This is a genomic window from Streptomyces sp. NPDC020884 (genome assembly GCF_044333935.1).
Lineage (GTDB): Bacteria > Actinomycetota > Actinomycetes > Streptomycetales > Streptomycetaceae > Streptomyces.
On the sequence record NZ_JBIRRY010000008.1, the window covers coordinates 319,334 to 338,860 of the forward strand.

A 19,527-nucleotide genomic window follows, 5' to 3' on the forward strand; every position below is an offset into this window, starting at 1 on the left:
CTACGCACCGGGCTCCCGAGGGGGCCGGTCGCCCGCCCGGGAGGGAGCGGGGGACCGGCCCCCTTCCCCTTTCCCTTCCCCTTCCCGCTGCCACAGCCGGTGTTCGGTCCGGGCCCAGTGGGGGTCGACCGACCCCGTCCGCATGCCGCGCCGCGCCTCGGGATCGGCGTACGCCATCGCGATGTGACCGGCCAGCACGATGCCGACGGCGAGGGCCAGCCAGTCGTGGACGAAGGTGGCTCCCGTGCGCACCACCAGCGGCGCGAGCGAGGTGAACCACATCAGCAGCCCGGTGCCGAGCATCACCAGGAGGGCCCCGGCGATCCACGACGCGTAGAGCTTCTGGCCCGCGTTGAACTTGCCCGCGGGCCGTGCCGACGCCCGGCGGTCCCGACGGCGCACCGCCCGCAGCCAGCGCCGGTCGTGCGGCCCGAACCGGTTGAGCCGGGTCAGGTCGGCGCGCAGCTCACGGGAGGCCAGACCGAGGAGCAGGGGTACGGGGATGAGCAGGCCGGACCACTCGTGGACGGTCACCACGAGCCGGCGGCGGCCGACGAGTTCGGCCAGCTGGGGAACGTAGAGGCAGGCCGCGGTCGCCACGCAGAGGAGCACGAGCCAGGACGTCGCCCGGTGCACCCGTCGCTGCGCGGGTCCGAACCGGTGCACCCTGGGCGCCGGCTCAGACGGTGGGGGCGTCGTCACGGCCGTTGGACCGTCCCACCCAGGCGTCGACGTCATAGCCGAGCTCCTCCCAGTAGCCGGGCCGGACCGAGTCGGTGACGGTGATCCCGGAGAGCCATTTCGCCGACTTGTAGAAGTACATCGGGGCCACGTACAGCCGGACCGGCCCGCCGTGCGTGTGGGTCAGGTCCCGGTCCTGCATGCGCAGGGCGACCAGCACGTCGGGGCGGCGGGCCTGGTCGAGGGTGAGGCTCTCGCTGTAGGCGCCGTCGAAGCAGGTGAAGCGGACGGCCTTCGCCCCGGGACGCACACCGGCCGCGTCCAGGATCTCGGAGAGCCTGACGCCCTCGAAGGGGGTGTCGGGGACCCGCCAGCCGGTGACGCACTGGACGTCCCGGACCATCCGGGTCTGCGGCAGGGCCCGGAGAGCGGACAGGGTGTACGTGGAGGGGCGGGCGACGAGTCCGTCGACGGTGAGGCGGTAGTCGGCGGGCCCCTTCTTCGGCACGGAGGAGGCGACGGAGTAGTAGCGGAATCCGCCGCCGTTGGGCAGCAGCCCCGTCAGCCCGGTCGGGTCCTTGTCGGCGAGCGCGCCGAGTCCGGCCTCCAGACCCCGCTGGAGCAGCGGGGCCGCCGCGACGCCGGCGGCTCCCAGCCCCAGCATGGACAGGACGAGGCGGCGGCCCACGGGGGCGCCTTCGGTATCGGTCGGGGGGTTGTCCACCCGACCATTCGAGCACCCGCGCTCCCCCGTCACCAGGGAACGCGGGAACCCGTCATCGTTCGGTAAGACTTCGGGGCGCTGCCGGAAGCGCGGTCAGCGGCGGGCGGACTCGCTCTCGGCCGCCTTCTCCAGCTGGAACGCCTCGTTGCCGAGGCCGATCCGGGCGTGCACCTCGGGCTTGACCGAGCGCAGCACCTCCCCGTACACGAGGCCGCCGACGAGGGCGAGGATGATCACGCCCGGCAGCAGCCAGTTGAGGGCCGAGCCGGGGCCGGAGCCGACGAGCACGTCGAAGTCGCGGACGGTGAAGACGGCGATCGACAGCAGTGCGAGTCCGGCGAGGGCGGAGGCGACCAGGCGCGGCGCCTGCGCGCGGCCGGCGCCACGCTTGACGAAGAAGGCGATGACGGCGAAGGAGGCGGCGGCCATCAGCAGGATGACGCCGAGCGCCCCGACGTTGCCCATCCAGGTGAAGAGCCGCAGCACGGGGGCGGTGGGGTCGCCGACCGGGTTGTCGTCGGTGAGGGCGAAGGCCAGCACGATCACCACGGAGACGGCGGTCTGGAGCAGCGAGCCGGTGCCGGGGGCGCCGCTCGCCCGGTTGGTGCGGCCGAAGCGGGAGGGCAGCAGGCCCTCGCGGCCCATCGCGAACGCGTAGCGGGCCACCACGTTGTGGAAGCTGAGGAGCGCCGCGAACATCCCGGTGACGAAGAGGATGTGCAGGATGTCGGTGAAGGTGGAGCCGAGTCGGTCCTCGGTGAGACCGAACAGCATGCCGGGGCCCTCCTTGAGGGAGGTCTCGGCGATGGAGCCGGGCCCGGCGGCGACGGTGAGGGCCCAGGAGCTGATCGCCAGGAACAGCGCGGCGTAGCCCACCGCGAGGAACATCACCCGGGACACCACGATCTGCGGGCGGCTGGTCTCCTCGGCGTACACCGGGGCCTGCTCGAAGCCGACGAACGCGGCGATGCAGAAGCAGAGCGCGGTGCCGAGCCCGGCGCCGGTGAGGGTCTCGGGGTTGAAGGCGTGCAGCGACAGGCCCTCGGGGCCCGGCTTGCTCACGGCGGCGATGTCGAAGATCACGACGAGGGCGCACTCGATGACCAGCAGGACGCCGAGCACCTTGGCGTTGAGGTCGATCTTCAGCCAGCCGAGGACGCCGACGGCGGCCGCCGCGACCAGGGCCGGTATCCACCAGGCGACCTCGATGTCGAGGTAGGTGGCGAAGATCCCGGAGACCTCGAAGCCGAGGATCCCGTAGATGCCGACCTGCATCGCGCTGTACGCAACCAGCGCCACGAGGGAGGCGCCGGCGCCGGCGGTCGGGCCGAGCCCGCGGGCGATGTACGCGTAGAACGCGCCGGCGTTGTGGACGTGCCGGCTCATCTCCGCGTAACCGACGCTGAACAGCATCAGGACGATGCCCAGGATGATGTAGAGCAGGGGCTGGCCGACGATGCCCATCACGCCGAAGACGGTGGGCATCACTCCGGCGACCACCATCAGGGGGGCGCTGGCCGCCACCACCGACAGCAGGAGGCCGGGGGTGCCGAGCCGATTCGCCCGCAGGGCGCGCTCCTCACCCTTGTAGGTGTTGATCCCGCCGGTATCGGCCGTCCCCCTGGTGGTGCCGGGCTCGCTGGAAAATGAACTGCCCCTCGACATGGCGGGATGGGTCCCTTCTTCGTGGTGGGGTGGGGTGGTGCCCTTCGTGCTTCACGGGGTGCCGAGCGCGTAGGCGCGCGCGGCGGTGAACGCGGCGTGGGGCTCCCGGCCGGAGTACGACCAGGGCGCGGCGGTGGCGTAGGCGCCGATGCGGTGGAAGAGGGCGGCGGCCTCGGCGGGCCGGCCCTCGCAGACCTTGGCGTGCGCCAGGAAGTTCAGGTCGAGGCGGTGGCGCGGGTGGTCCTCGCGCTCCCATTCCAGCCACCAGTCGAAGGCGGCCTTCATCACCTGGCGGGCCCGGCGTCCCGACCAGTGCTCGGAGACCGCCGGGTCGTCGGGCTCGATGCCGGCGGCGACCAGGACGCGGTAGCGCTCGGCGTGGGCGACGACCGGGAGCACGGCCAGCGGGGAGTCGGCGGGGGCCAGTTCGGCGGCCCAGGCGGCGAAGTCGTACACCTCGTGGAGGGGGTCGTGGCCGCTGCCGGGGTTGCTCTCGGCCAGCAGACCGGTCATCACGTGGTGGGCGTGGTGGTGGTCCGGGTGGCGGGAGCGCACTTCCTCGAAGAGCCGGCCGGTCTCGTCGGCCCCGTCGTCGCGGCCCCGGTCCAGGAGGAGCAGCGCGAGCCACGGGGTCGGGTCCTCGGGGAGGAGGCGGGCGGCGGCCAGGCAGGCCTCCCGGGCGCGGGAGGCTTCCCCCGCCTTGGCCTTGGGCCGCAACGCGCGGGCGACCCGGGCGCAGGCGAGCAGGGTGGCGGCATCGGCGCTCTCGGGTTCGACGAGCAGCCAGTCACCGGCCCAGTCCACGGCGGACGGGGTCTCGGCGAGGGCCAGAAACCGGTGTCCGCGGCGGTCCCAGTCCCGACCGGTGTCCACCAGCAGGGTGCGGGCCTCGGACCATCTCCCCTGGGTGAACCGGCCGCGTGCGGCAATGAGTTCGTCGTCGTCGAGGGCGGGGTCGAAGACGTGGTCCGAGCGGCTGCCCCGACGGCGGGAGCGGCCCAGGGGCGGCGGAGGCGGGGGCATGCCGCAGGCTTCTTTCGATGCAGTGTGCGAGCAGATGATCGCGCACAGCAAACCGGTAGGCCGTGCTCCACGTCAAGGGGCGTCGTCCGTCAACAGCTTGGGCGTCCCAGCCAGTTGGCTGGATCTGATCGAGCCGTCGGGGGCATCGGCGCAGCGTGCGGGCGGGACGGGTGGAGCGAGGTGACGCCTGCCACACTGGTCGCATGGAGCGACATGAACCCCTGAAGCCCTTTCTCCTCGCCTTTCCCGGCCCGCTGCGGGACCGGCTGGTGGCGGCCGTCCTCTCCGGCGAGAAGGTGTCCACCACCGGATTGCTGGCCGAATACCAGCTGGAGCAGGAGGAGTTGCCGCCGGTGGGTGAACGCTCCGCGCTGATCGACTCGGACGGCCGGGAGGTCGCGGTCCTCGAGGTGACCGATGTACGGGTGCTGCCGCTGGGGGCCGTCGATCTGCGGCACGCGCTGGACGAGGGCGAGGGTTACGCCTCGGTGGCGGAGTGGCGGGCGGGGCACGAGGCGTTCTGGCACGGTGCGGAGATGCGGGAGGCGATGGGGGATCCGGCGTTCACGGTGAACGACGGGACACTGATTGTCGCGGAGCGGTTTCGGGTAGTCGGGCGGTTGGGTCCGTCCGCGGACGTCGGTCCGACCGGGGGGTGAGGGCGGGGCCTTCGGCCGGGGCGCTGGCCCGGACCCCGCTCCTCAATCGCCGGAGGGGCTCGATTTCAGGAGGTGACCGCTTCCGCTGCCGCTCGGCCCGCTGCTCGGCCCGAGAAGATGCAGCCGCCCAGGAACGTGCCCTCCAGGGAGCGGTAGCCGTGGACCCCGCCGCCGCCGAACCCCGCCGCCTCGCCCGCCGCGTACAGACCGGGGAGGGGGGTGCCATCGGCGGTCAGGACGCGGGAGGACAGGTCCGTCTCCAGTCCGCCCAGGGACTTGCGGGTGAGGATGTTGAGGCGGACGGCGATCAGCGGGCCGGCCGCCGGGTCCAGGACGCGGTGCGGCTTGGCGGTGCGGATGAGGCGGTCGCCCAGGTAGGCGCGGGCCCCGTGGATCGCGGTGACCTGGAGGTCCTTGGTGAAGGGGTTGGCGATCTCCCGGTCGCGGGCGGTGATCTCGCGGCGCAGGCTCTCCTCGTCGATGAGGTCCTCCCCCGTGACCGCGTTCATGCCGCGGACCAGGGCGCCGAGGTCCTTCTCGACGACGAAGTCCACGCCGTGGTCCATGAACGCCTTGACCGGTGCGGGCACGTCCGCGCGGGCCCGGCCGATCACGTCGCGGACCGACTTGCCGGTCAGGTCCGGGTTCTGCTCGGAGCCGGAGAGCGCGAACTCCTTGCCGATGATGCGCTGGTTGAGCACGAACCAGGTGTAACCGTGGCCGGAGCCCATGATGTGTTCGAGGGTGCCGAGCGTGTCGAAGCCCGGGAAGAGCGGGACCGGCAGCCGCTTGCCGCGCGCGTCGAACCAGAGGGACGAGGGACCGGGCAGGATCCGGATGCCGTGCCGGGCCCAGATCGGGTTCCAGTTCTCGATGCCCTCGGTGTAGTGCCACATCCGGTCGCGGTTGATGTGGTGCGCGCCCGCCTTCTCGGCGATGCCGAGCATCAGCCCGTCGACGTGCGCGGGCACCCCGGACAGCATCTTCTCGGGCGGGGTGCCCAGGCGTTCGGGCCACTGGGCGCGGACCAGGTCGTGGTTGCCGCCGATGCCGCCGGAGGTGACGATCACCGCCTGGGCCTTCAGCTCGAAGGGGGCGGTGACCTCCCGGCTGCTCGCGGTGCCGCGATCGGCCGCGCTGGGCTCCAGGACCTCGCCGGTGACGGTGTCGAGGTCTCCCGCGGTGCGGGCGAGGCCGGTGACGCGGTGGCGGAACCTCAGCTGGACGAGCCCCTTGGCGACGCCCTCGCGGACCCGCCGTTCGAAGGGGGCGACGACGCCGGGGCCGGTGCCCCAGGTGATGTGGAAGCGGGGTACGGAGTTGCCGTGGCCCGTGGCGTCGTAGCCGCCGCGTTCCGCCCAGCCGACGACCGGGAAGACGCGCAGCCCCTGCTGGTGCAGCCAGGAGCGCTTCTCACCGGCGGCGAAGTCGACGTACGCCTCGGCCCACCTGCGCGGCCAGCGGTCCTCCTCCTCGCGGTCGAAGCCGGCCGTGCCGTACCAGTCCTGGAGGGCCAGCTCCCGGCTGTCCTTGATCCGCAGCCGGCGCTGTTCGGGCGAGTCCACGAAGAAGAGGCCGCCGAAGGACCAGTGCGCCTGGCCGCCGATGGACTGCTCGGGCTCCTGGTCGAGGAGGATCACCGAACGGCCGGCGTCGACCAGTTCGGCGGTGGCCACGAGCCCGGCGAGACCTGCCCCGATCACGATCACATCAGCGTCGTACGCCATGGGTTCCATCCTGTTCCGGGGAGGCTCGGGGCGGGCGGGGCCGTTCGGGGCGATGTGGAGCAACGCTCAAGTTACCCGTGCGTCAGATCTTGGATACCCGCCGGGGCCACGTCAACCTTCCGGGTGTTGTTGGATGAAACGCATGACACCCTCTGACGAGATTCTGGACATCGTCGACGAGAACGACGAGGTCATCGGCCAGGCCCCGCGTGGGGAGGCGACCGCACGGAGGCTGCGGCACCGCTGCGTGTTCATCGAGGTGCGCGACGCGCAGGGGCGTCTGTTCGTCCACCGCCGTACGGCCACGAAGCTGGTCTTCCCCTCGCACTACGACATGTTCGTCGGCGGGGTCGTGGGCGCGGGCGAGAGCTACGACGAGGCGGCGCTGCGCGAGGCGGAGGAGGAGCTGGGGGTCTCGGGGCTACCGAAGCCCGAGCCGCTGTTCCGGTTCCTCTTCGCCGACGCAGCGCACACCTGGTGGTCCGCCGTCTACCAGGTGCGGTGCGAGCTGCCGGTGGTCCCGCAGGTCGAGGAGGTCGCCTGGCACTCCTTCCTGGACGACGCGGAGATCGAGGAGCGGCTCGGGGAGTGGCCCTGGGTGCCCGACGGGGTGGACGCGTACCGGCGGCTGCGGGAGTTCCGGGCAGCCTGACCGGGACAGCCCTTAGGGTGCGCGGTGTGAACAAGATCGCGCAGAGCGTACGGCTGTGGTTCGCGCCGCAGCGGATCCGGGACGAGGGGGACACTCCCGACTACCGGTTCTCGCTGGCCAACGAGCGGACCTTCCTCGCCTGGATCCGGACCGCTCTGGCCCTGATCGGCGGTGGCTTCGCCGTCGATCAGTTCCTGCCGGAGCTGGTGTGGGGCGTCCGGGCCGGGCTCGCGCTCGGGTTGCTGGCCGCCGGGGTGCTCTGCGCGCTGCGGGCGGTCAACCACTGGGTGCGGTGCGAGCGGGCGATGCGGCGGGGCGAGGACCTGCCGGTGTCCCGGTTCCCGACCCTGCTGAGTCTGGTGGTCGCCGTCGTGGCCGTGGCGATGGTGGTGGTGGTCCTCTTCGGCTGGGAGGGCGTGTGACGGCGGCCGAGGACCGGGATCCCGGGCTGCAGCCCGAGCGGACCCGGCTGGCCTGGCGGCGCACGACGCTGTCCGCCACGGTGGTCGCGCTGCTGGCGGGACGGCAGGCGCTGCACAGCGGGGCGACCCCGGCCGCCCTGGTCGCGCTGGCGCTGTGCGCCCTGGCCTGGCTGGGTTTCCTGATGGTGGCCCACCGCCGGATGCTGCGGATGGAGGTGGCGCGGCCGGCGCCGCTCGCGCCGCGCGACGCGCTGACGGCAGCGCTGTGCACGGTGGCGCTGGCGGTGTTCGCGGCGGCGATGCTGTTCTGACCCCGGACGGCCCGGCCCGCCCCGCCCGCCTCGCCCGCCCGGCCCGTCCGGGCTGTTCAGGTCTCCGGACGGCTCAGGTGTCGAGGGCTGCCGAGGTGTCCCAGTCCACCGTCACCACGATCTTGCCGCGGGTCCGCCCCTCCTGGTTGAGCCGGTAGGCGTCGGCGGCCTGCTCCAGCGGGAACACGCGGTCCACGTGGACGCTGACGATGCCCTGCTCGGCCAGTTCCGCGACCTGGGCCAGGTCGTTCGCGTCGGGGCGCACGAAGGCGTAGCGGCCACCGTAGGAGAAGACCTCGGCGTCCGCGACGGAGGCGAGCCGGCCGCCCGGCGCGAGCGTGTCGGCGGAGGCGCGCAGGGCGTCGCCGCCGACGGTGTCGAAGGAGGCGTCGAAGCCGTCCGGGACCAGTTCGCGCAGCCGGTCGACGAGCCCCTCGCCGTACTCCACGGGCTCCGCGCCGAGGCTGCGGAGGTGGTCGTGGTTGCGGAGGCTCGCGGTGCCGACGACCCGGCAGCCGGCGTGCCGGGCGATCTGGACGGCGAGCGATCCGACGCCGCCGGCCGCCGCGTGGACCAGGACCGTGTCGCCCTCGCGGACCTTCAGGGTGCGGTGCAGCACCTGGTACGCGGTCAGTCCGGCCAGCGGCAGGCCCGCCGCCTCCTCGAAGCTCAGGCGCAGCGGCTTGCGGGCGAGGGTGCGCACGGGGGCGGCGACGTACTCGGCGAACGTGCCCCGGGAGAGGAAGTCCTCGCGCACGTAGCCGATGACCTCGTCGCCGACCGCGAACTCGTCGACGGCGACGCCGGGTTGCACGACGACTCCGGAGACGTCCCAGCCGGGGATCACCGGGAAGACGGCCTCGAGGCCCCCCTGGAGATAGCCCTCGCGGGCCTTCCAGTCGACCGGGTTCACGGCGGCGGCCCGCACCTTCACCAGGACCGAGTCGGGGCCGACCTTGGGGTCGGGCCGCTCGCCGTACTCCATGACGTCGGCGGAGCCGTACGCGCTGTAGCTGATCGCCTTCATTCCTCGACCTTCCGTGCAGGTCAGGGTCCTCGCAACTCAGGGGGTACGGCCGTGGGCCCCGCTGTCACCAGCGCGGGACCGCCGGGGTCCTCCACTGCGGGTCGGCGGCGCGCATCGCCGCCGCGTCGTCGCGCTCGCGGCAGGTCCCGTCGTCCGCCAGCCAGCGCCGGTGCAGGGCGGCGAGCCGGTCGCGGTCCAGCTCGACGCCGAGGCCGGGGGCGTCGGAGACGGTCAGCCGCCCCTCGGTGAAGGTGTGGCGCTCGGTGATGACGTCCTCGGTCTGCCACGGGTAGTGGCTGTCGCAGGCGTACGCGAGGTCCGGCACCGTGGCGGCGACCTGGGTCATCGCGGCGAGGCTGATGCCGAGGTGGGTGTTGGAGTGCATGGAGAGCCCGACGCCGAACGTGCGGCAGATGCCCGCCAGTTCCCGGGTGCGGTGCAGTCCGCCCCAGTAGTGGTGGTCGCTCAGGACGATCTGGACAGCGTCGCGGGCGAAGGCCTCGGGGACCTCGGCGAGGGTGGTGACGCACATGTTGGTGGCGAGCGGGACGTCCGTGCCCGCCGAGACGGCGGCCATGCCCTCCGTGCCGCTGGTGGGGTCCTCCAGGTATTCGAGGACGCCCTTCAGCTGGTCGGCGACGTACAGCGAGGTCGGGACGGACCACGCGCCGTTGGGGTCCAGACGCAGCGGGCGGCCCGGGAAGGCCTCGGCCAGGGCGCGGATCGCGGCGATCTCCCGGTCGGGCTCGAAGACGCCGCCCTTGAGCTTGAAGGAGGTGAAGCCGTAGGTGTCGGCGAAGCGCCGGGCCTGGGCGACGACGCCGGCCGGGTCGAGCGCCGCGCCCCAGTCGTCGGCCTCCCCCGCGCCGGGGTGGGCGGCCCAGCGGTAGAAGAGGTACGCGCTGTACTCGACGGCATCGCGGACCTTGCCGCCGAGCAGGGCGTGGACCGGCAGGCCCTGCGCCTTGCCGAGGGCGTCCAGACAGGCGACCTCGCAGGCGGAGGCGACCGAGAGGCGGATCTTCTCGGCGTTCCTGACTCCGCGCAGTCCTCCGGCGTCGACCCGGTCGTCGGCCGCGCGCGCTACGCCGCACACCTGCTCGGCCAGGGCGAACAGCCCGTTCAGATCGGTGACCGCCCGGCCGGGGAGCGCCTCGGCGAGGGAGCGCGCGGGCTCCAGGTAGGCGGCGTCGCCGTAGGTCTCTCCCACGCCGGTCGCTCCGCCCCGGGTGACGACCTCCACGATCAGGCGCGGGGTGTACGGCTGGTGGACGCCCTGCGTGTTCAGCAGGGGCGGATCGGCCACGAGGATCGGGGTGAGCCGGACGTCTTCGATCACCAGAGCTGTATTCATACGTGAACCCTATTCAGGGATGCGTTTTCCCACCAGGGTCGGGGCGGACTTCCCGCCGCCGGATCACGGAAGGCACTGGACGACATACCGACTGGTCGGCATCATGGTTCCCGATCGTTCCGTCACTCCGGAGGTACGCACCATGAGCCCAGTCCCCCCACCAGGACTCGACCCGGAGCTGCTGCGCGGCCATCTCGACCGCGAGCGGCCGGGGCTGGTGAGCGGACCCCTGGAAGCGCGGCTGATCGAGGGCGGCCGCTCGAACCTCACGTATGTCGTCAGCGACGGGACGGGCCGGTGGGTGGTGCGCAGACCTCCGCTCGGCCATGTGCTGGCCACCGCGCACGACATGTCGCGCGAGCACCGGGTGATCAGCGGGCTGCACCCCACCGCCGTACCGGTGCCGGAGCCGCTGCTGCTCTGCCAGGACGACACGGTGATCGGCGCTCCGTTCTACGTGATGGAGTACGTCGAGGGCACCCCGTACCGCACCGCCGAGCAGCTCGCCCCGCTGGGACCCGAGCGCACCCGGGCGGCGGTCCTCGGGCTCGTCGACACCCTGGTCGACCTGCACGCCGTGGACCCGCGGGCGGTGGGGCTCGGGGACTTCGGGCGGCCGGACGGCTTCCTGGACCGGCAGTTGCGGCGCTGGGGCAAGCAGCTGGACGCCTCCCGCAACCGGGAGCTGTCGGGCGTCGACGAGCTGCACGCCGCGCTCGGCCGTGAGCTGCCCTCCTCCCCCGCCCCGACCGTGGTGCACGGCGACTACCGCCTGGACAACGTGCTGCTCGGCTCCGACGACCGGATCAAGGCCGTCCTCGACTGGGAGATGTCCACGCTCGGCGATCCGCTGACCGACCTCGGGCTGCTCGTGATGTACAGCTCCGACCTCGGGCTACCGGAGTCGCCCGTCTCCACCACCAGCGGAGCGGCCGGGCATCCGTCCCCCGCCGAGCTGATCGAGCGCTACGCGGCCCGTTCGGGCCGGGACGCCTCCGCCATCTCCTGGTACACCGCGTTCGCGTGGTTCAAGCTCGCCGTGATCCTGGAGGGCATCCACTACCGCTACACCCTGGGCCGGACCGTCGGCCCGGGGTTCGACCGGATCGGCGATCTGGTCCCCGTCTTCATCGAGCACGGCCTCACCACCCTCCAGGAAGGCTGAACCCATGGACTTCGCATTCGACGCCCGTACCGAGGACCTGCGGAGCAGGCTGCTCGCGTTCATGGACGAGCACGTGTATCCGGCCGAGCAGGTCGCCGAGGAACAGCGGGCGCTGCTCTCCTCGCCGTGGGACACCCCGGCAATCGTGGGCGAACTGAAGGCCGAGGCCCGGCGGCAGGGTCTGTGGAACCTCTTCCTGCCCGACGCGGAGTACGGGGCCGGGCTGACGAACCTCCAGTACGCGCCGCTCGCGGAGATCACCGGACGCTCCCCGCATCTCGCGCCGACCGCGCTGAACTGCGCGGCCCCGGACACCGGGAACATGGAGGTGCTCTTCCAGTTCGCCACCGATGAGCAGAAGAAGCAGTGGCTGGAGCCGCTGCTCGACGGGGAGATCCGCTCCGCGTTCGCGATGACGGAACCGGACGTGGCGTCCTCGGACGCGACGAACATCGAGACCCGGATCGTCCGGGACGGCGGGGACTACGTCGTCAACGGCCGCAAGTGGTACATCTCCGGGGCGATGAACCCGGACTGCGCGGTCTTCATCGTGATGGGCAAGACCGACCCGGACGGCGAGGACATCCGCCGCCAGCAGTCGATGATCCTGGTGCCCCGCGACACCCCGGGCCTCGAAGTGCGGCGCGCCATGCGGGTGTACGGGTACGAGGACCACTCGCACGGCGGTCACGCCGAGGTGGTCTTCCACGACGTGCGGGTGCCGGCGGCGAACCTGATCGGCGAGGAGGGCGGCGGTTTCGCCATCGCGCAGGCGCGGCTGGGTCCGGGGCGGATCCACCACTGCATGCGGCTGATCGGGATGGCGGAGCGGGCCATCGAGCTGATGTGCCGGCGGGCGGTGGCCCGTACGCCGTTCGGCAAGCCGCTGGCCCAGCAGGGCGTCGTGCAGAACTGGATCGCGGACGCCCGGGTCACGGTGGAGCAGCTGCGGCTGCTGGTGCTGAAGACGGCCTGGCTGATGGACACAGTGGGCAACAAGGGCGCGCACACCGAGATCCAGGCCATCAAGATCGCCACTCCGCGTGCGGTGGTGGACATCCTGGACTCCGCGGTGCAGCTGTACGGCGCGGGCGGGGTGAGCCAGGACTTCCCGCTGGCGGAGCTGTGGGCCTCGGCGCGGACGCTGCGGCTGGCGGACGGGCCGGACGAGGTGCACCAGCGGTCGCTGGCCAGGCGGGAGATCAAGCGGTACGTGTGAGGGACAGCGGTGCGGCCCCCTCCCGAGGTGCTCTTCGGGAGGGGGCCGCTGCCGGTCGGTCGACGGTCAGAAGGTGAGCTTCCAGCTGTCGATGTAGCCGGTGTCCTGACGGGCCACGTCCTGGACCCGGAGCTTCCAGGAGCCGTTGGCCACCTCGCCGGCGGCGTTGACCGTGTACGTCGCGACGACGTTGTCGGCCGAGTCGCCGCTGCTGGAGTTCTTCAGCCGGTAGGCGCTGCCGTCCGGCGCGAGCAGGTCGACGACCAGGTCACCGCGGTAGGTGTGCTTGATGTCGACGCCCACCTGAAGGGTGGCCGGGGCGTTGCCCGTTCGCCCGGTGACCGCGATCGGCGAGGTCACCGCCGCTCCCGCGTCCGGGATGGCGACATCGGCGGCGTTGCTGAACACGCCCTCGCCGGTGGGCGGTTCGCCGGTGCCGGAGGACAGCGTCCAGACGGCGTGGGCGGCGGCGTCGCTGTTGCGGTCCAGCGCGGTGTCGTTGATGTTGCTCGTGTTGTCGCAGGACGAGTGGTAGCAGCGGTCGAAGGCCTGCCCCGCGGTGCCGCCCCACTTCTGCGCCTGGGCGGCGGACTTGGTGTAGCCGGCACCGGTGAAGAGGCCGCCGACGGGGACGCCGACGTTCTTGAACGGGGCGTGGTCGGAGCGGCCGTCACCCTCGGTCTCGATCTCCGTCGGGATCGACAGGCCGGCGAAGTAGTCCTTGAAGGTCTTCTCGATGACCGGGTCGTCGTCGTAGACGAAGTAGCCGGCGTTGGGCGAGCCGATCATGTCGAAGTTCAGATAGCCGGAGAGCTTGGAGCGTTCGGCGGACGGCAGGTTGTTGACGTAGTGCTTCGAGCCGACCAGGCCCAGCTCCTCCGCGCCCCACCAGGCGAACCGCAGGTGCTTGTCGGGCTGGTACTGCGTGCCGGCGACGGCGAGTGCGGTCTCCAGCACGGCGGCCGAGCCGGAGCCGTTGTCGTTGATCCCGGCACCGGAGGAGACGGAGTCGAGGTGGGCCCCGGCCATCAGGACCTGGTTCGGGTCGCCGCCGGGCCAGTCGGCTATCAGGTTGTATCCGGTGGCTCCGCCGGAGGTGAACTGCTGGAGCGTGGTGGTGTATCCGGCCGCGTCGAGCTTGGCCTTCACATAGTCGACGGACGCCTTGTAGCCGGGGCGGCCGTGGGCGCGGTTGCCGCCGTTGTTCGCGGCGATCGTCGAGAACTGGGTGAGGTGGCCCTTGACGGCCGCCAGCGGGATGTCGGGGGCGGCCACGGCGGCTGCCGGCGCTGCCGGGCCGACGGCCTGGGCGGCCGGCGCCCCGGCTCCGAGGACGGCGGCGAGGGCGACGGCCGCGACGGCCGCGGGAGATCTGCGCAGGGTGAAGCGGTTCGGTCTCATTCACGAGCTCCGGATTCCGTTGGGGACTGACGGAACGTGCGGGGGGTCCCCGGCCGTGTGGTGATCCGGCCGGGTCCTGGAGCATGGGCCCGGGGACGAGAGGCCCCGGGGGCCCAGAGGTGCGCAATGCGTGACCGATGCTCAAGGAAGTGACAGTGCTCCGTCAAGAGCGGAAACCGGACAGAACCGTTCTATTAACGAACAGAGTCGTGCCCGCGAACCCTGGCGCCTCATCGGGAGGCAGGACATACGTCATATATCCAGACTCACCCCGACCGGTGGAGCGGGCCACCGGGTGGCCCCGGCTCGGCTCCGTACCGCCGCGGCCCCCTACGGGCGCAGGGCGCGCAGCAGCAGGTCGGCGAGGTGGTCGGCGACCTCCTGGCGGCTGAGCGGGCCATCCGGGCGGTACCAGGTGGAGAGGTGGTGGACCGAGCCGAAGTGGTAGTCGACGACCAGGTCGGCGGGGGTGGCCGAGGAGAACACGCCGCCGCGCTGGCCCTCCTCGATCAGGGCCCGGAAGCGCTCGTGGTAGCGGCGGCGCTCGACGCGCACCTGCTTGTTCTTCTCGGGGCTCAGGTGGTGCATGGAGCGGAAGAAGATCGCCGCGTCGTCCAGGTTGTCGATGGTCGTGACGACCACGTCGGCCGCCGCGTCGCGCAGCCGCTGCTCGATGGACGCCTCGGCGTTCGCGAAGGCGTCCAGGCGCTCCTGCTGGAGCCGCAGCACCCGGGCGTAGACCTCCTGGAGCAGGTCCTCCTTGGAGCCGAAGTAGTGGTAGAGCGCCCCCTTGGTGACGCCCGCCGCCTCGACGATCTCCTGGACCGAGGTGCGGTCGTACCCCCGCTCGGCGAAGAGCCGGGTGGCGGCGGCCAGCAGCCGTTGGGGGACGGGAGCGCCGTTCTGATCCGTCGCCTTGGCCATGAGCCGCCACCTTCCTTTCGTTCCGTGCATACGCTGTTCGACGCGGTTCTAACGGGGGGAACGCAGTTCCCGCCTGAGGATCTTCCCACTCGCCGTCTTCGGCAGCTCGGTCAGGATCTCCACCTCGCGCGGATACTTGTACGCGGCGAGCCGTTCCTTGCAGTACGCGCCCAGCTCGCCGGGGTCCACGGCGGCGCCCGGACGCAGGCTGACGTAGGCCCGGACCGTCTCCCCCCGGTACGCGTCGGGCACGCCCACGACGGCCGCCTCGCGCACCGCCGGGTGGGTGTAGAGGACATCCTCCACCTCGCGGGGCCACACCTTGAACCCGGAGGCGTTGATCATGTCCTTCTTGCGGTCCACGACGTACAGCCAGCCCGCCGCGTCCATGAACCCGATGTCGCCGGTGCGCAGCTCCCCGTCGGGGAAGGCGGCGGCGGTGGCCTCGGGGAGGTTCCAGTAGCCGGAGACGACCTGGGGGCCGCGCACCGCGATCTCGCCCTGCTCCCCGAAGGGCACCTCCCGGCCGTCCTCGTCGAGGATCCGCACGACGGTGTCGGGTCCGGGGACGCCGACGGAGAGCGTGCCGGAGACCGGGTCGACGGGGGCCTCGCGTTCCGGCGGGACGGCGGCGCAGGGGGCGGTGCACTCGGTGAGTCCGTAGCCGTTGCGGATGTACGGGCCGAAGCCGGCGCGGAACTTCTCGACGAGCGCGGGCGGCAGGGGCGCGCCGCCGGAGGAGATCACCCGGAACGAGGCGAAGTGGTCCGGGGTGACGTCCGGGTGCGCGGCCAGGGCCATGAAGGCGGTGGACGGCCCGACGGTGTAGGCGGGGCGGTGTGCGGCGAAGGCCGCCAGGACGACGCCCGCCTCGAAGCGGTAGGCGAGGACGAGGGTGCCCGCGTTGGCGACGCAGGCGGCGAGCTGGCAGACCATGCCGGTGATGTGGAAGAGCGGGGCGAGCGCGAAGTAGGCGGAGCCCTCGGCGATCGGGTGGCCGGTGCGCTGGCGTTCGGCGTTGACCATGATGTTGCCGTGGGCGTTCATCGCGCCCTTGGGGGTGCCGCTGGTCCCGGAGGTGTAGCTGATCAGCGCCACGTCGGCGGCGGTGAGCTCCCGTCCCTCCGGGGCCGGGTCCCCGGCGCGGGCCAAGGTCAGCAGGTCCTCCGCGAGGTCGTCGGGGCCGGGCGCCGGGAGGCGTTCGAAGCCGAGGACACGGGGGTCGTTCACGCTCTGGAAGTCCAGCTCGCAGGCGGTGAGCGCGATGGTGAGGCCGGGGGCCGCCGCCGCGGTGTCCCGGAGATACGCCTCCCACGCCCGGTCCGAGCAGATCAGCGCGGTGACCCCGGCGTCCTGGAGGACATGGCCGACCTCGCCGGACTTGTACATCGGGTTGAGCGGGACGACGGTGGCCCCCGCCTTCCACGCGCCGAGCAGCGCGAGGACGAAGTGCGGGCTGTTCTGCAGCATGATCGCGACCCGGTCGCCGCGCCGCAGTCCTCGGCCGGCGAGGCGCCCGGCCACCGCGTCGGAGAGCGCGTCGGTCTCGCGGTAGCTCAGGCGGCCGTCGAAGTAGGCCAGGGCCGGGTGCTCGGGCGCGCGCCGGACGGCCTCCCGGAAGGCGTGCAGCAGGGTCGCGGGCGGGGTGACGGGAGCGCGCTGGGCGTCACTGAGGAGGGCGAGCCACGGCTGGGCGGCGTAAATCGAGCCGCCGGAAGCGGAGGCGCCGGAAACCGGGTCGCCGGAGGTCGGGTCGCCGGGGGCCGGGGCGCCGGAGGTCGGGTCGCTCATGCGCCGCTCGCCTCCCACTTCTGCTGGAGGCGGTTCATGTTGCCCATCCACCGGTCGGGATCGGCGGCGCGGGCCTGGTAGTAGCCGGCCACCTCGGGGTGCGGCAGGACCAGGAAGCGGTCGGCGTCCATCGCCTCGAACAGCGCGTCGGCGACGGCGTCCGGCTCGATGGCGCCGGGCGCGAGCACCAGTTCGCCGGCCGATCCGGCGGCGGTGAGCATGTCCGTGCGCACGCCCTGCGGGCAGATCGCGTGGACCTTGATCCCGCGGTGGCGGTAGGTGAGCGAGAGCCACTCGGCGAAGGCGACCGCCCCGTGCTTGGTGACGCTGTAGGGGGCCGCGCCGATCATCGTCAGCAGCCCGGCGGCGGAGGCGGTGGTGACGAAACGGCCGCTGCCGCGTTCCAGCCAGTCCGGCAGGAGGGCCTTGGCCGCGCGGACGTGGGCCATCACGTTGACGTCCCAGGCGGCGGCCCAGACCTCCTCGTCGGCGAACGCGTCACCGGGCGAGGCCAGGCCCGCGTTGGCGCAGTAGACGTCCACCGTGCCCCCCAGCGCCTCCCGGGCCGCGTCCACGACGCCCGAGGCGTCCCCGGCGACGGCGAAGCCGCCGATCTCCTTGGCGAGCGGCTCGATCCGCGCGAGGTCGAGGTCGTTGACCACGACCCGCGCACCCCCGGCGGCGAACCTGCGGGCCAGAGCGGCTCCGATGCCGCCTCCGGCCCCTGTGACCACCACGCCGGCGCCCTGCACCGTACCCATCGTCATCCCGCCTTTCCCATCCGGCTGCATCGGCAGACTAACCGGTCGGTATGTGATCGGGGAAGGGCCCGGAACAGGCCCGCCGGAGCCCGGGAGCCAGGACCGGGACCGGCCGGCGGAATCGGCGCGGCCCAGGTCGTTCCGTAGCGCCCCGGCCCGCGCTAGCGTGCGTGGCCATGACAGTCGGCGCGATCATGGAGGTAGCGGAATGAGCCTGTCCCGACGTGGTTTGCTGGCCGCGGGAGGCGCCGTGGGGGCGCTCGCGGCGACGGCGGCGGGCACCGGCCCGGCCGCCGCGTCGGCCGCACCCGGACGCGGCTCGGGGCCTGGGCGCGGCCGGGTGCGTACCGGCTTCGACCGGCTGGCGGCCGACGGCTACCGGCTGCTGCGGGGCCAGAAGGTCGGGATCGTCACCAACCCGACCGGCATCACCGCGGACGTCCGGCACATCGTCGACGTGATGCACCCGGACGCGCGGGTGAACCTGACCGCCGTCTTCGGGCCCGAGCACGGTTTCCGGGGCACCGCGCAGGCGGGCGGTTCCGAGGGCCGCTACGACGACCCGGCGACCGGGCTGCCGGTCTACGACACGTACCTCAAGAGCGGGCAGCCGCTGGCGGACGTCTTCACCGCCTCGGGCGTGGACACCGTCGTCTTCGACATCCAGGACGCGGGGGCCCGCTTCTACACGTACATCTGGACGCTGTACGACTGCATGGAGGCGGCCGCGCTCGCGGGCAAGCGTCTCGTCGTCCTGGACCGGCCGAACCCGGTGACCGGGCGGGCGGCGCTGGGCCCGGTGCTGGACCCGGCGTTCGCCACGTTCGTCGGCCGCCGGGAGATCGCCCAGGCGCACGGGATGACGGTGGCGGAGCTGGCGCTGTTCTTCAACGCGGAGTTCCTGCACGAGAATCCGGTGCGGCTGGACGTGGTGACGATGTCGGGGTGGCGGCGCTCGGACTTCTTCGACGAGACCGGGCTGCCGTGGGTGCCGCCGAGCCCGAACATGCCGACGCCCGAGACGGCTCTCGTCTACTCCGGCACCTGCCTCTTCGAGGGCACGAACCTCTCCGAGGGCCGGGGCACCACACGCCCCTTCGAGCTGCTGGGCGCGGAGGGCATCGACCACCGCTGGGCGGCCGCGGCGAACGCGCTGGAGCTGCCGGGGGTGGCCTTCCGCGAGGCGTACTTCGCGCCGGTGTTCTCCAAGTTCGAGGGGAAGACGGTGGGCGGGGTGCAGGTGCACGTCCAGGACCGGGAGGTCTTCGACCCGGTCCGCACCGGGATCGCCCTGCTGGTGACGGCGAAGCAGACGTGGAGCGGCTTCGCCTGGCGGCCGGACCACTGGATCGACAAGCTCACCGGGAACACCCGGGTCCGCACGCTGATCGACGCGGGCGCGGACACCGACACGGTGGTACGGGCCTGGCAGGAGGACCTGTCGGCGTTCCGGGCGAAGCGGCGGAGGTATCTGCGGTACGGCGGATAGCGCGGGCGGCCCGGACCCGGCCGGCGGTTCAGCCGGTCAGGTCCAGGTCGCCGAGGTACTCGCCGTCGTCGGTGAGGCCCCGCCTGCGGTAGCCGAGCCGGAGGTAGAACTCCTCCGGCCCGCCCTCGCCGGGGTGCCAGGTCACGGTCGAGACGGTCCCGCCCCGCCGGCGGATCTCCTCGTTCACCGCTCCGACGGCGAACCGCCCGTAGCCCCGGCCCTGCTCGCCGGCGGCCACGGCGAGCCGCCAGAGGCCGGAGCGGGGCGGGGCGTCCGGCACGGCGGCGTCGAAGTCGAACGGCACGTCGAAGAAGGCCATCACGAAGCCGACGATGCGCTCGCCGTCACAGATCAGCCGGGGCCAGGCGATGTCGGGATGTACGTAGGCCTCGGCCAGGGACCGGGCGACCGGGGCGACGAACTCGCGCTGCTCGGGTGCGACTTCCAGCCGACAGGCGGCGAGTACGTTGTCGCGGGTGACCTTCTCCAGGCACGGGCGAACTGCAGTCATGGGGGAACCCAACCGCACGAA

General features: G+C 72.5%; 19 protein-coding genes. 7 read left to right on the forward strand and 12 right to left on the reverse strand.

Going from position 1 to position 19,527, the window contains the following annotated elements:
• The 4 genes from ACH4UK_RS25050 to ACH4UK_RS25065 form a co-directional block, all read right to left on the reverse strand.
• Positions 1-738 carry a cytochrome b/b6 domain-containing protein gene (locus tag ACH4UK_RS25050; protein ID WP_398359724.1) on the reverse strand — a complete coding sequence of 246 codons (738 nt, stop codon included), beginning with the start codon at positions 736-738 and terminating at the stop codon, positions 1-3.
• On the reverse strand, positions 680-1,345 hold the full coding sequence (locus ACH4UK_RS25055) for a molybdopterin-dependent oxidoreductase (protein ID WP_398359943.1): 666 nt from the start codon (positions 1,343-1,345) through the stop codon (positions 680-682). The genes ACH4UK_RS25050 and ACH4UK_RS25055 overlap by 59 nt, the downstream gene beginning before the upstream one ends.
• 153 nt (positions 1,346-1,498) lie before the next feature.
• The gene (locus ACH4UK_RS25060; RefSeq protein ID WP_398359725.1) at positions 1,499-3,070 is read right to left on the reverse strand and encodes an APC family permease; all 1,572 of its coding nucleotides are present in this window, start codon (positions 3,068-3,070) and stop codon (positions 1,499-1,501) included.
• 51 nt (positions 3,071-3,121) lie between these two features.
• On the reverse strand, positions 3,122-4,093 hold the full coding sequence (locus ACH4UK_RS25065; protein ID WP_398359727.1) for a hypothetical protein: 972 nt from the start codon (positions 4,091-4,093) through the stop codon (positions 3,122-3,124).
• A 203-nt stretch (positions 4,094-4,296) separates the two neighbouring features.
• Here ACH4UK_RS25065 and ACH4UK_RS25070 point away from each other — a divergent pair, with 203 nt between their 5' ends.
• The gene (locus ACH4UK_RS25070; protein WP_398359729.1) at positions 4,297-4,752 is read left to right on the forward strand and encodes an ASCH domain-containing protein; all 456 of its coding nucleotides are present in this window, start codon (positions 4,297-4,299) and stop codon (positions 4,750-4,752) included.
• 65 nt (positions 4,753-4,817) lie between these two features.
• On the opposite strand, the gene ACH4UK_RS25075 is transcribed toward ACH4UK_RS25070, so the two are convergent.
• Positions 4,818-6,479 carry an FAD-binding dehydrogenase gene (locus ACH4UK_RS25075; RefSeq protein WP_398359730.1) on the reverse strand — a complete coding sequence of 554 codons (1,662 nt, stop codon included), beginning with the start codon at positions 6,477-6,479 and terminating at the stop codon, positions 4,818-4,820.
• 142 nt (positions 6,480-6,621) lie between these two features.
• Between ACH4UK_RS25075 and ACH4UK_RS25080 the strand changes: the two genes are divergently transcribed.
• Genes ACH4UK_RS25080 through ACH4UK_RS25090 form a run of 3 tightly spaced genes read left to right on the forward strand, consistent with a single transcriptional unit; the run spans position 6,622 to position 7,864 of the window.
• Entirely contained in the window at positions 6,622-7,131 is a 510-nt protein-coding gene (locus tag ACH4UK_RS25080; RefSeq protein WP_398359732.1) for an NUDIX hydrolase, read from the forward strand.
• Positions 7,132-7,157: 26 nt separating this feature from the next.
• A complete protein-coding gene (locus ACH4UK_RS25085; protein ID WP_398359734.1) occupies positions 7,158-7,553 on the forward strand; it encodes a YidH family protein in 396 nt (131 codons plus the stop codon).
• The gene (locus ACH4UK_RS25090; protein WP_398359736.1) at positions 7,550-7,864 is read left to right on the forward strand and encodes a DUF202 domain-containing protein; all 315 of its coding nucleotides are present in this window, start codon (positions 7,550-7,552) and stop codon (positions 7,862-7,864) included. The genes ACH4UK_RS25085 and ACH4UK_RS25090 overlap by 4 nt, the downstream gene beginning before the upstream one ends.
• A 73-nt stretch (positions 7,865-7,937) precedes the next feature.
• On the opposite strand, the gene ACH4UK_RS25095 is transcribed toward ACH4UK_RS25090, so the two are convergent.
• Both ACH4UK_RS25095 and ACH4UK_RS25100 read right to left on the reverse strand, forming a co-directional pair.
• Positions 7,938-8,891 carry an NADP-dependent oxidoreductase gene (locus ACH4UK_RS25095; protein WP_398359738.1) on the reverse strand — a complete coding sequence of 318 codons (954 nt, stop codon included), beginning with the start codon at positions 8,889-8,891 and terminating at the stop codon, positions 7,938-7,940.
• 64 nt (positions 8,892-8,955) lie between these two features.
• Positions 8,956-10,245 carry an enolase C-terminal domain-like protein gene (locus ACH4UK_RS25100; protein WP_398359740.1) on the reverse strand — a complete coding sequence of 430 codons (1,290 nt, stop codon included), beginning with the start codon at positions 10,243-10,245 and terminating at the stop codon, positions 8,956-8,958.
• Between the two features lie 142 nt (positions 10,246-10,387).
• Here ACH4UK_RS25100 and ACH4UK_RS25105 point away from each other — a divergent pair, with 142 nt between their 5' ends.
• Both ACH4UK_RS25105 and ACH4UK_RS25110 read left to right on the forward strand, forming a co-directional pair.
• Positions 10,388-11,410 (forward strand): phosphotransferase family protein, encoded by a 1,023-nt coding sequence (locus tag ACH4UK_RS25105; protein WP_398359741.1) that lies wholly within the window; start codon positions 10,388-10,390, stop codon positions 11,408-11,410.
• Between the two features lie 4 nt (positions 11,411-11,414).
• On the forward strand, positions 11,415-12,629 hold the full coding sequence (locus tag ACH4UK_RS25110) for an acyl-CoA dehydrogenase family protein (RefSeq protein ID WP_398359743.1): 1,215 nt from the start codon (positions 11,415-11,417) through the stop codon (positions 12,627-12,629).
• Between the two features lie 66 nt (positions 12,630-12,695).
• Here the strand turns inward: ACH4UK_RS25110 and ACH4UK_RS25115 are convergent, their stop codons facing one another.
• The 4 genes from ACH4UK_RS25115 to ACH4UK_RS25130 form a co-directional block, all read right to left on the reverse strand.
• Positions 12,696-14,030 carry a M28 family metallopeptidase gene (locus ACH4UK_RS25115; protein ID WP_398359745.1) on the reverse strand — a complete coding sequence of 445 codons (1,335 nt, stop codon included), beginning with the start codon at positions 14,028-14,030 and terminating at the stop codon, positions 12,696-12,698.
• Between the two features lie 330 nt (positions 14,031-14,360).
• A complete protein-coding gene (locus ACH4UK_RS25120) occupies positions 14,361-14,954 on the reverse strand; it encodes a TetR/AcrR family transcriptional regulator (RefSeq protein WP_398359747.1) in 594 nt (197 codons plus the stop codon).
• A 48-nt stretch (positions 14,955-15,002) separates the two neighbouring features.
• Complete coding sequence (locus ACH4UK_RS25125) at positions 15,003-16,745, reverse strand: long-chain fatty acid--CoA ligase (RefSeq protein WP_398359749.1); 1,743 nt, start codon at positions 16,743-16,745, stop codon at positions 15,003-15,005.
• A complete protein-coding gene (locus ACH4UK_RS25130; RefSeq protein ID WP_398359751.1) occupies positions 16,742-17,512 on the reverse strand; it encodes an SDR family oxidoreductase in 771 nt (256 codons plus the stop codon). Before ACH4UK_RS25130 ends, ACH4UK_RS25125 begins: the two co-directional genes overlap by 4 nt.
• A 202-nt stretch (positions 17,513-17,714) precedes the next feature.
• On the opposite strand from ACH4UK_RS25130, the gene ACH4UK_RS25135 reads away from it, so the two are divergent.
• Positions 17,715-18,995 carry an exo-beta-N-acetylmuramidase NamZ domain-containing protein gene (locus ACH4UK_RS25135; protein WP_398359753.1) on the forward strand — a complete coding sequence of 427 codons (1,281 nt, stop codon included), beginning with the start codon at positions 17,715-17,717 and terminating at the stop codon, positions 18,993-18,995.
• Positions 18,996-19,023: 28 nt separating this feature from the next.
• Here ACH4UK_RS25135 and ACH4UK_RS25140 read toward each other — a convergent pair whose 3' ends face one another.
• Positions 19,024-19,506 (reverse strand): GNAT family N-acetyltransferase, encoded by a 483-nt coding sequence (locus tag ACH4UK_RS25140; protein ID WP_398359755.1) that lies wholly within the window; start codon positions 19,504-19,506, stop codon positions 19,024-19,026.
• Positions 19,507-19,527 lie beyond the last annotated feature (21 nt).

Bases quoted from the DNA above. Each gene is read 5' to 3' on its own strand.
- ACH4UK_RS25050 (WP_398359724.1), bottom strand. From the start codon at position 738: ATGACGTCGACGCCTGGGTGGGACGGTCCAACGGCCGTGACGACGCCC.
- ACH4UK_RS25055 (WP_398359943.1), bottom strand. From the start codon at position 1,345: ATGCTGGGGCTGGGAGCCGCCGGCGTCGCGGCGGCCCCGCTGCTCCAG.
- ACH4UK_RS25060 (WP_398359725.1), bottom strand. From the start codon at position 3,070: ATGTCGAGGGGCAGTTCATTTTCCAGCGAGCCCGGCACCACCAGGGGG.
- ACH4UK_RS25065 (WP_398359727.1), bottom strand. From the start codon at position 4,093: ATGCCCCCGCCTCCGCCGCCCCTGGGCCGCTCCCGCCGTCGGGGCAGC.
- ACH4UK_RS25070 (WP_398359729.1), top strand. From the start codon at position 4,297: ATGGAGCGACATGAACCCCTGAAGCCCTTTCTCCTCGCCTTTCCCGGC.
- ACH4UK_RS25075 (WP_398359730.1), bottom strand. From the start codon at position 6,479: ATGGCGTACGACGCTGATGTGATCGTGATCGGGGCAGGTCTCGCCGGG.
- ACH4UK_RS25080 (WP_398359732.1), top strand. From the start codon at position 6,622: ATGACACCCTCTGACGAGATTCTGGACATCGTCGACGAGAACGACGAG.
- ACH4UK_RS25095 (WP_398359738.1), bottom strand. From the start codon at position 8,891: ATGAAGGCGATCAGCTACAGCGCGTACGGCTCCGCCGACGTCATGGAG.
- ACH4UK_RS25100 (WP_398359740.1), bottom strand. From the start codon at position 10,245: ATGAATACAGCTCTGGTGATCGAAGACGTCCGGCTCACCCCGATCCTC.
- ACH4UK_RS25105 (WP_398359741.1), top strand. From the start codon at position 10,388: ATGAGCCCAGTCCCCCCACCAGGACTCGACCCGGAGCTGCTGCGCGGC.
- ACH4UK_RS25110 (WP_398359743.1), top strand. From the start codon at position 11,415: ATGGACTTCGCATTCGACGCCCGTACCGAGGACCTGCGGAGCAGGCTG.
- ACH4UK_RS25115 (WP_398359745.1), bottom strand. From the start codon at position 14,030: ATGAGACCGAACCGCTTCACCCTGCGCAGATCTCCCGCGGCCGTCGCG.
- ACH4UK_RS25120 (WP_398359747.1), bottom strand. From the start codon at position 14,954: ATGGCCAAGGCGACGGATCAGAACGGCGCTCCCGTCCCCCAACGGCTG.
- ACH4UK_RS25125 (WP_398359749.1), bottom strand. From the start codon at position 16,745: ATGAGCGACCCGACCTCCGGCGCCCCGGCCCCCGGCGACCCGACCTCC.
- ACH4UK_RS25130 (WP_398359751.1), bottom strand. From the start codon at position 17,512: ATGACGATGGGTACGGTGCAGGGCGCCGGCGTGGTGGTCACAGGGGCC.
- ACH4UK_RS25135 (WP_398359753.1), top strand. From the start codon at position 17,715: ATGAGCCTGTCCCGACGTGGTTTGCTGGCCGCGGGAGGCGCCGTGGGG.
- ACH4UK_RS25140 (WP_398359755.1), bottom strand. From the start codon at position 19,506: ATGACTGCAGTTCGCCCGTGCCTGGAGAAGGTCACCCGCGACAACGTA.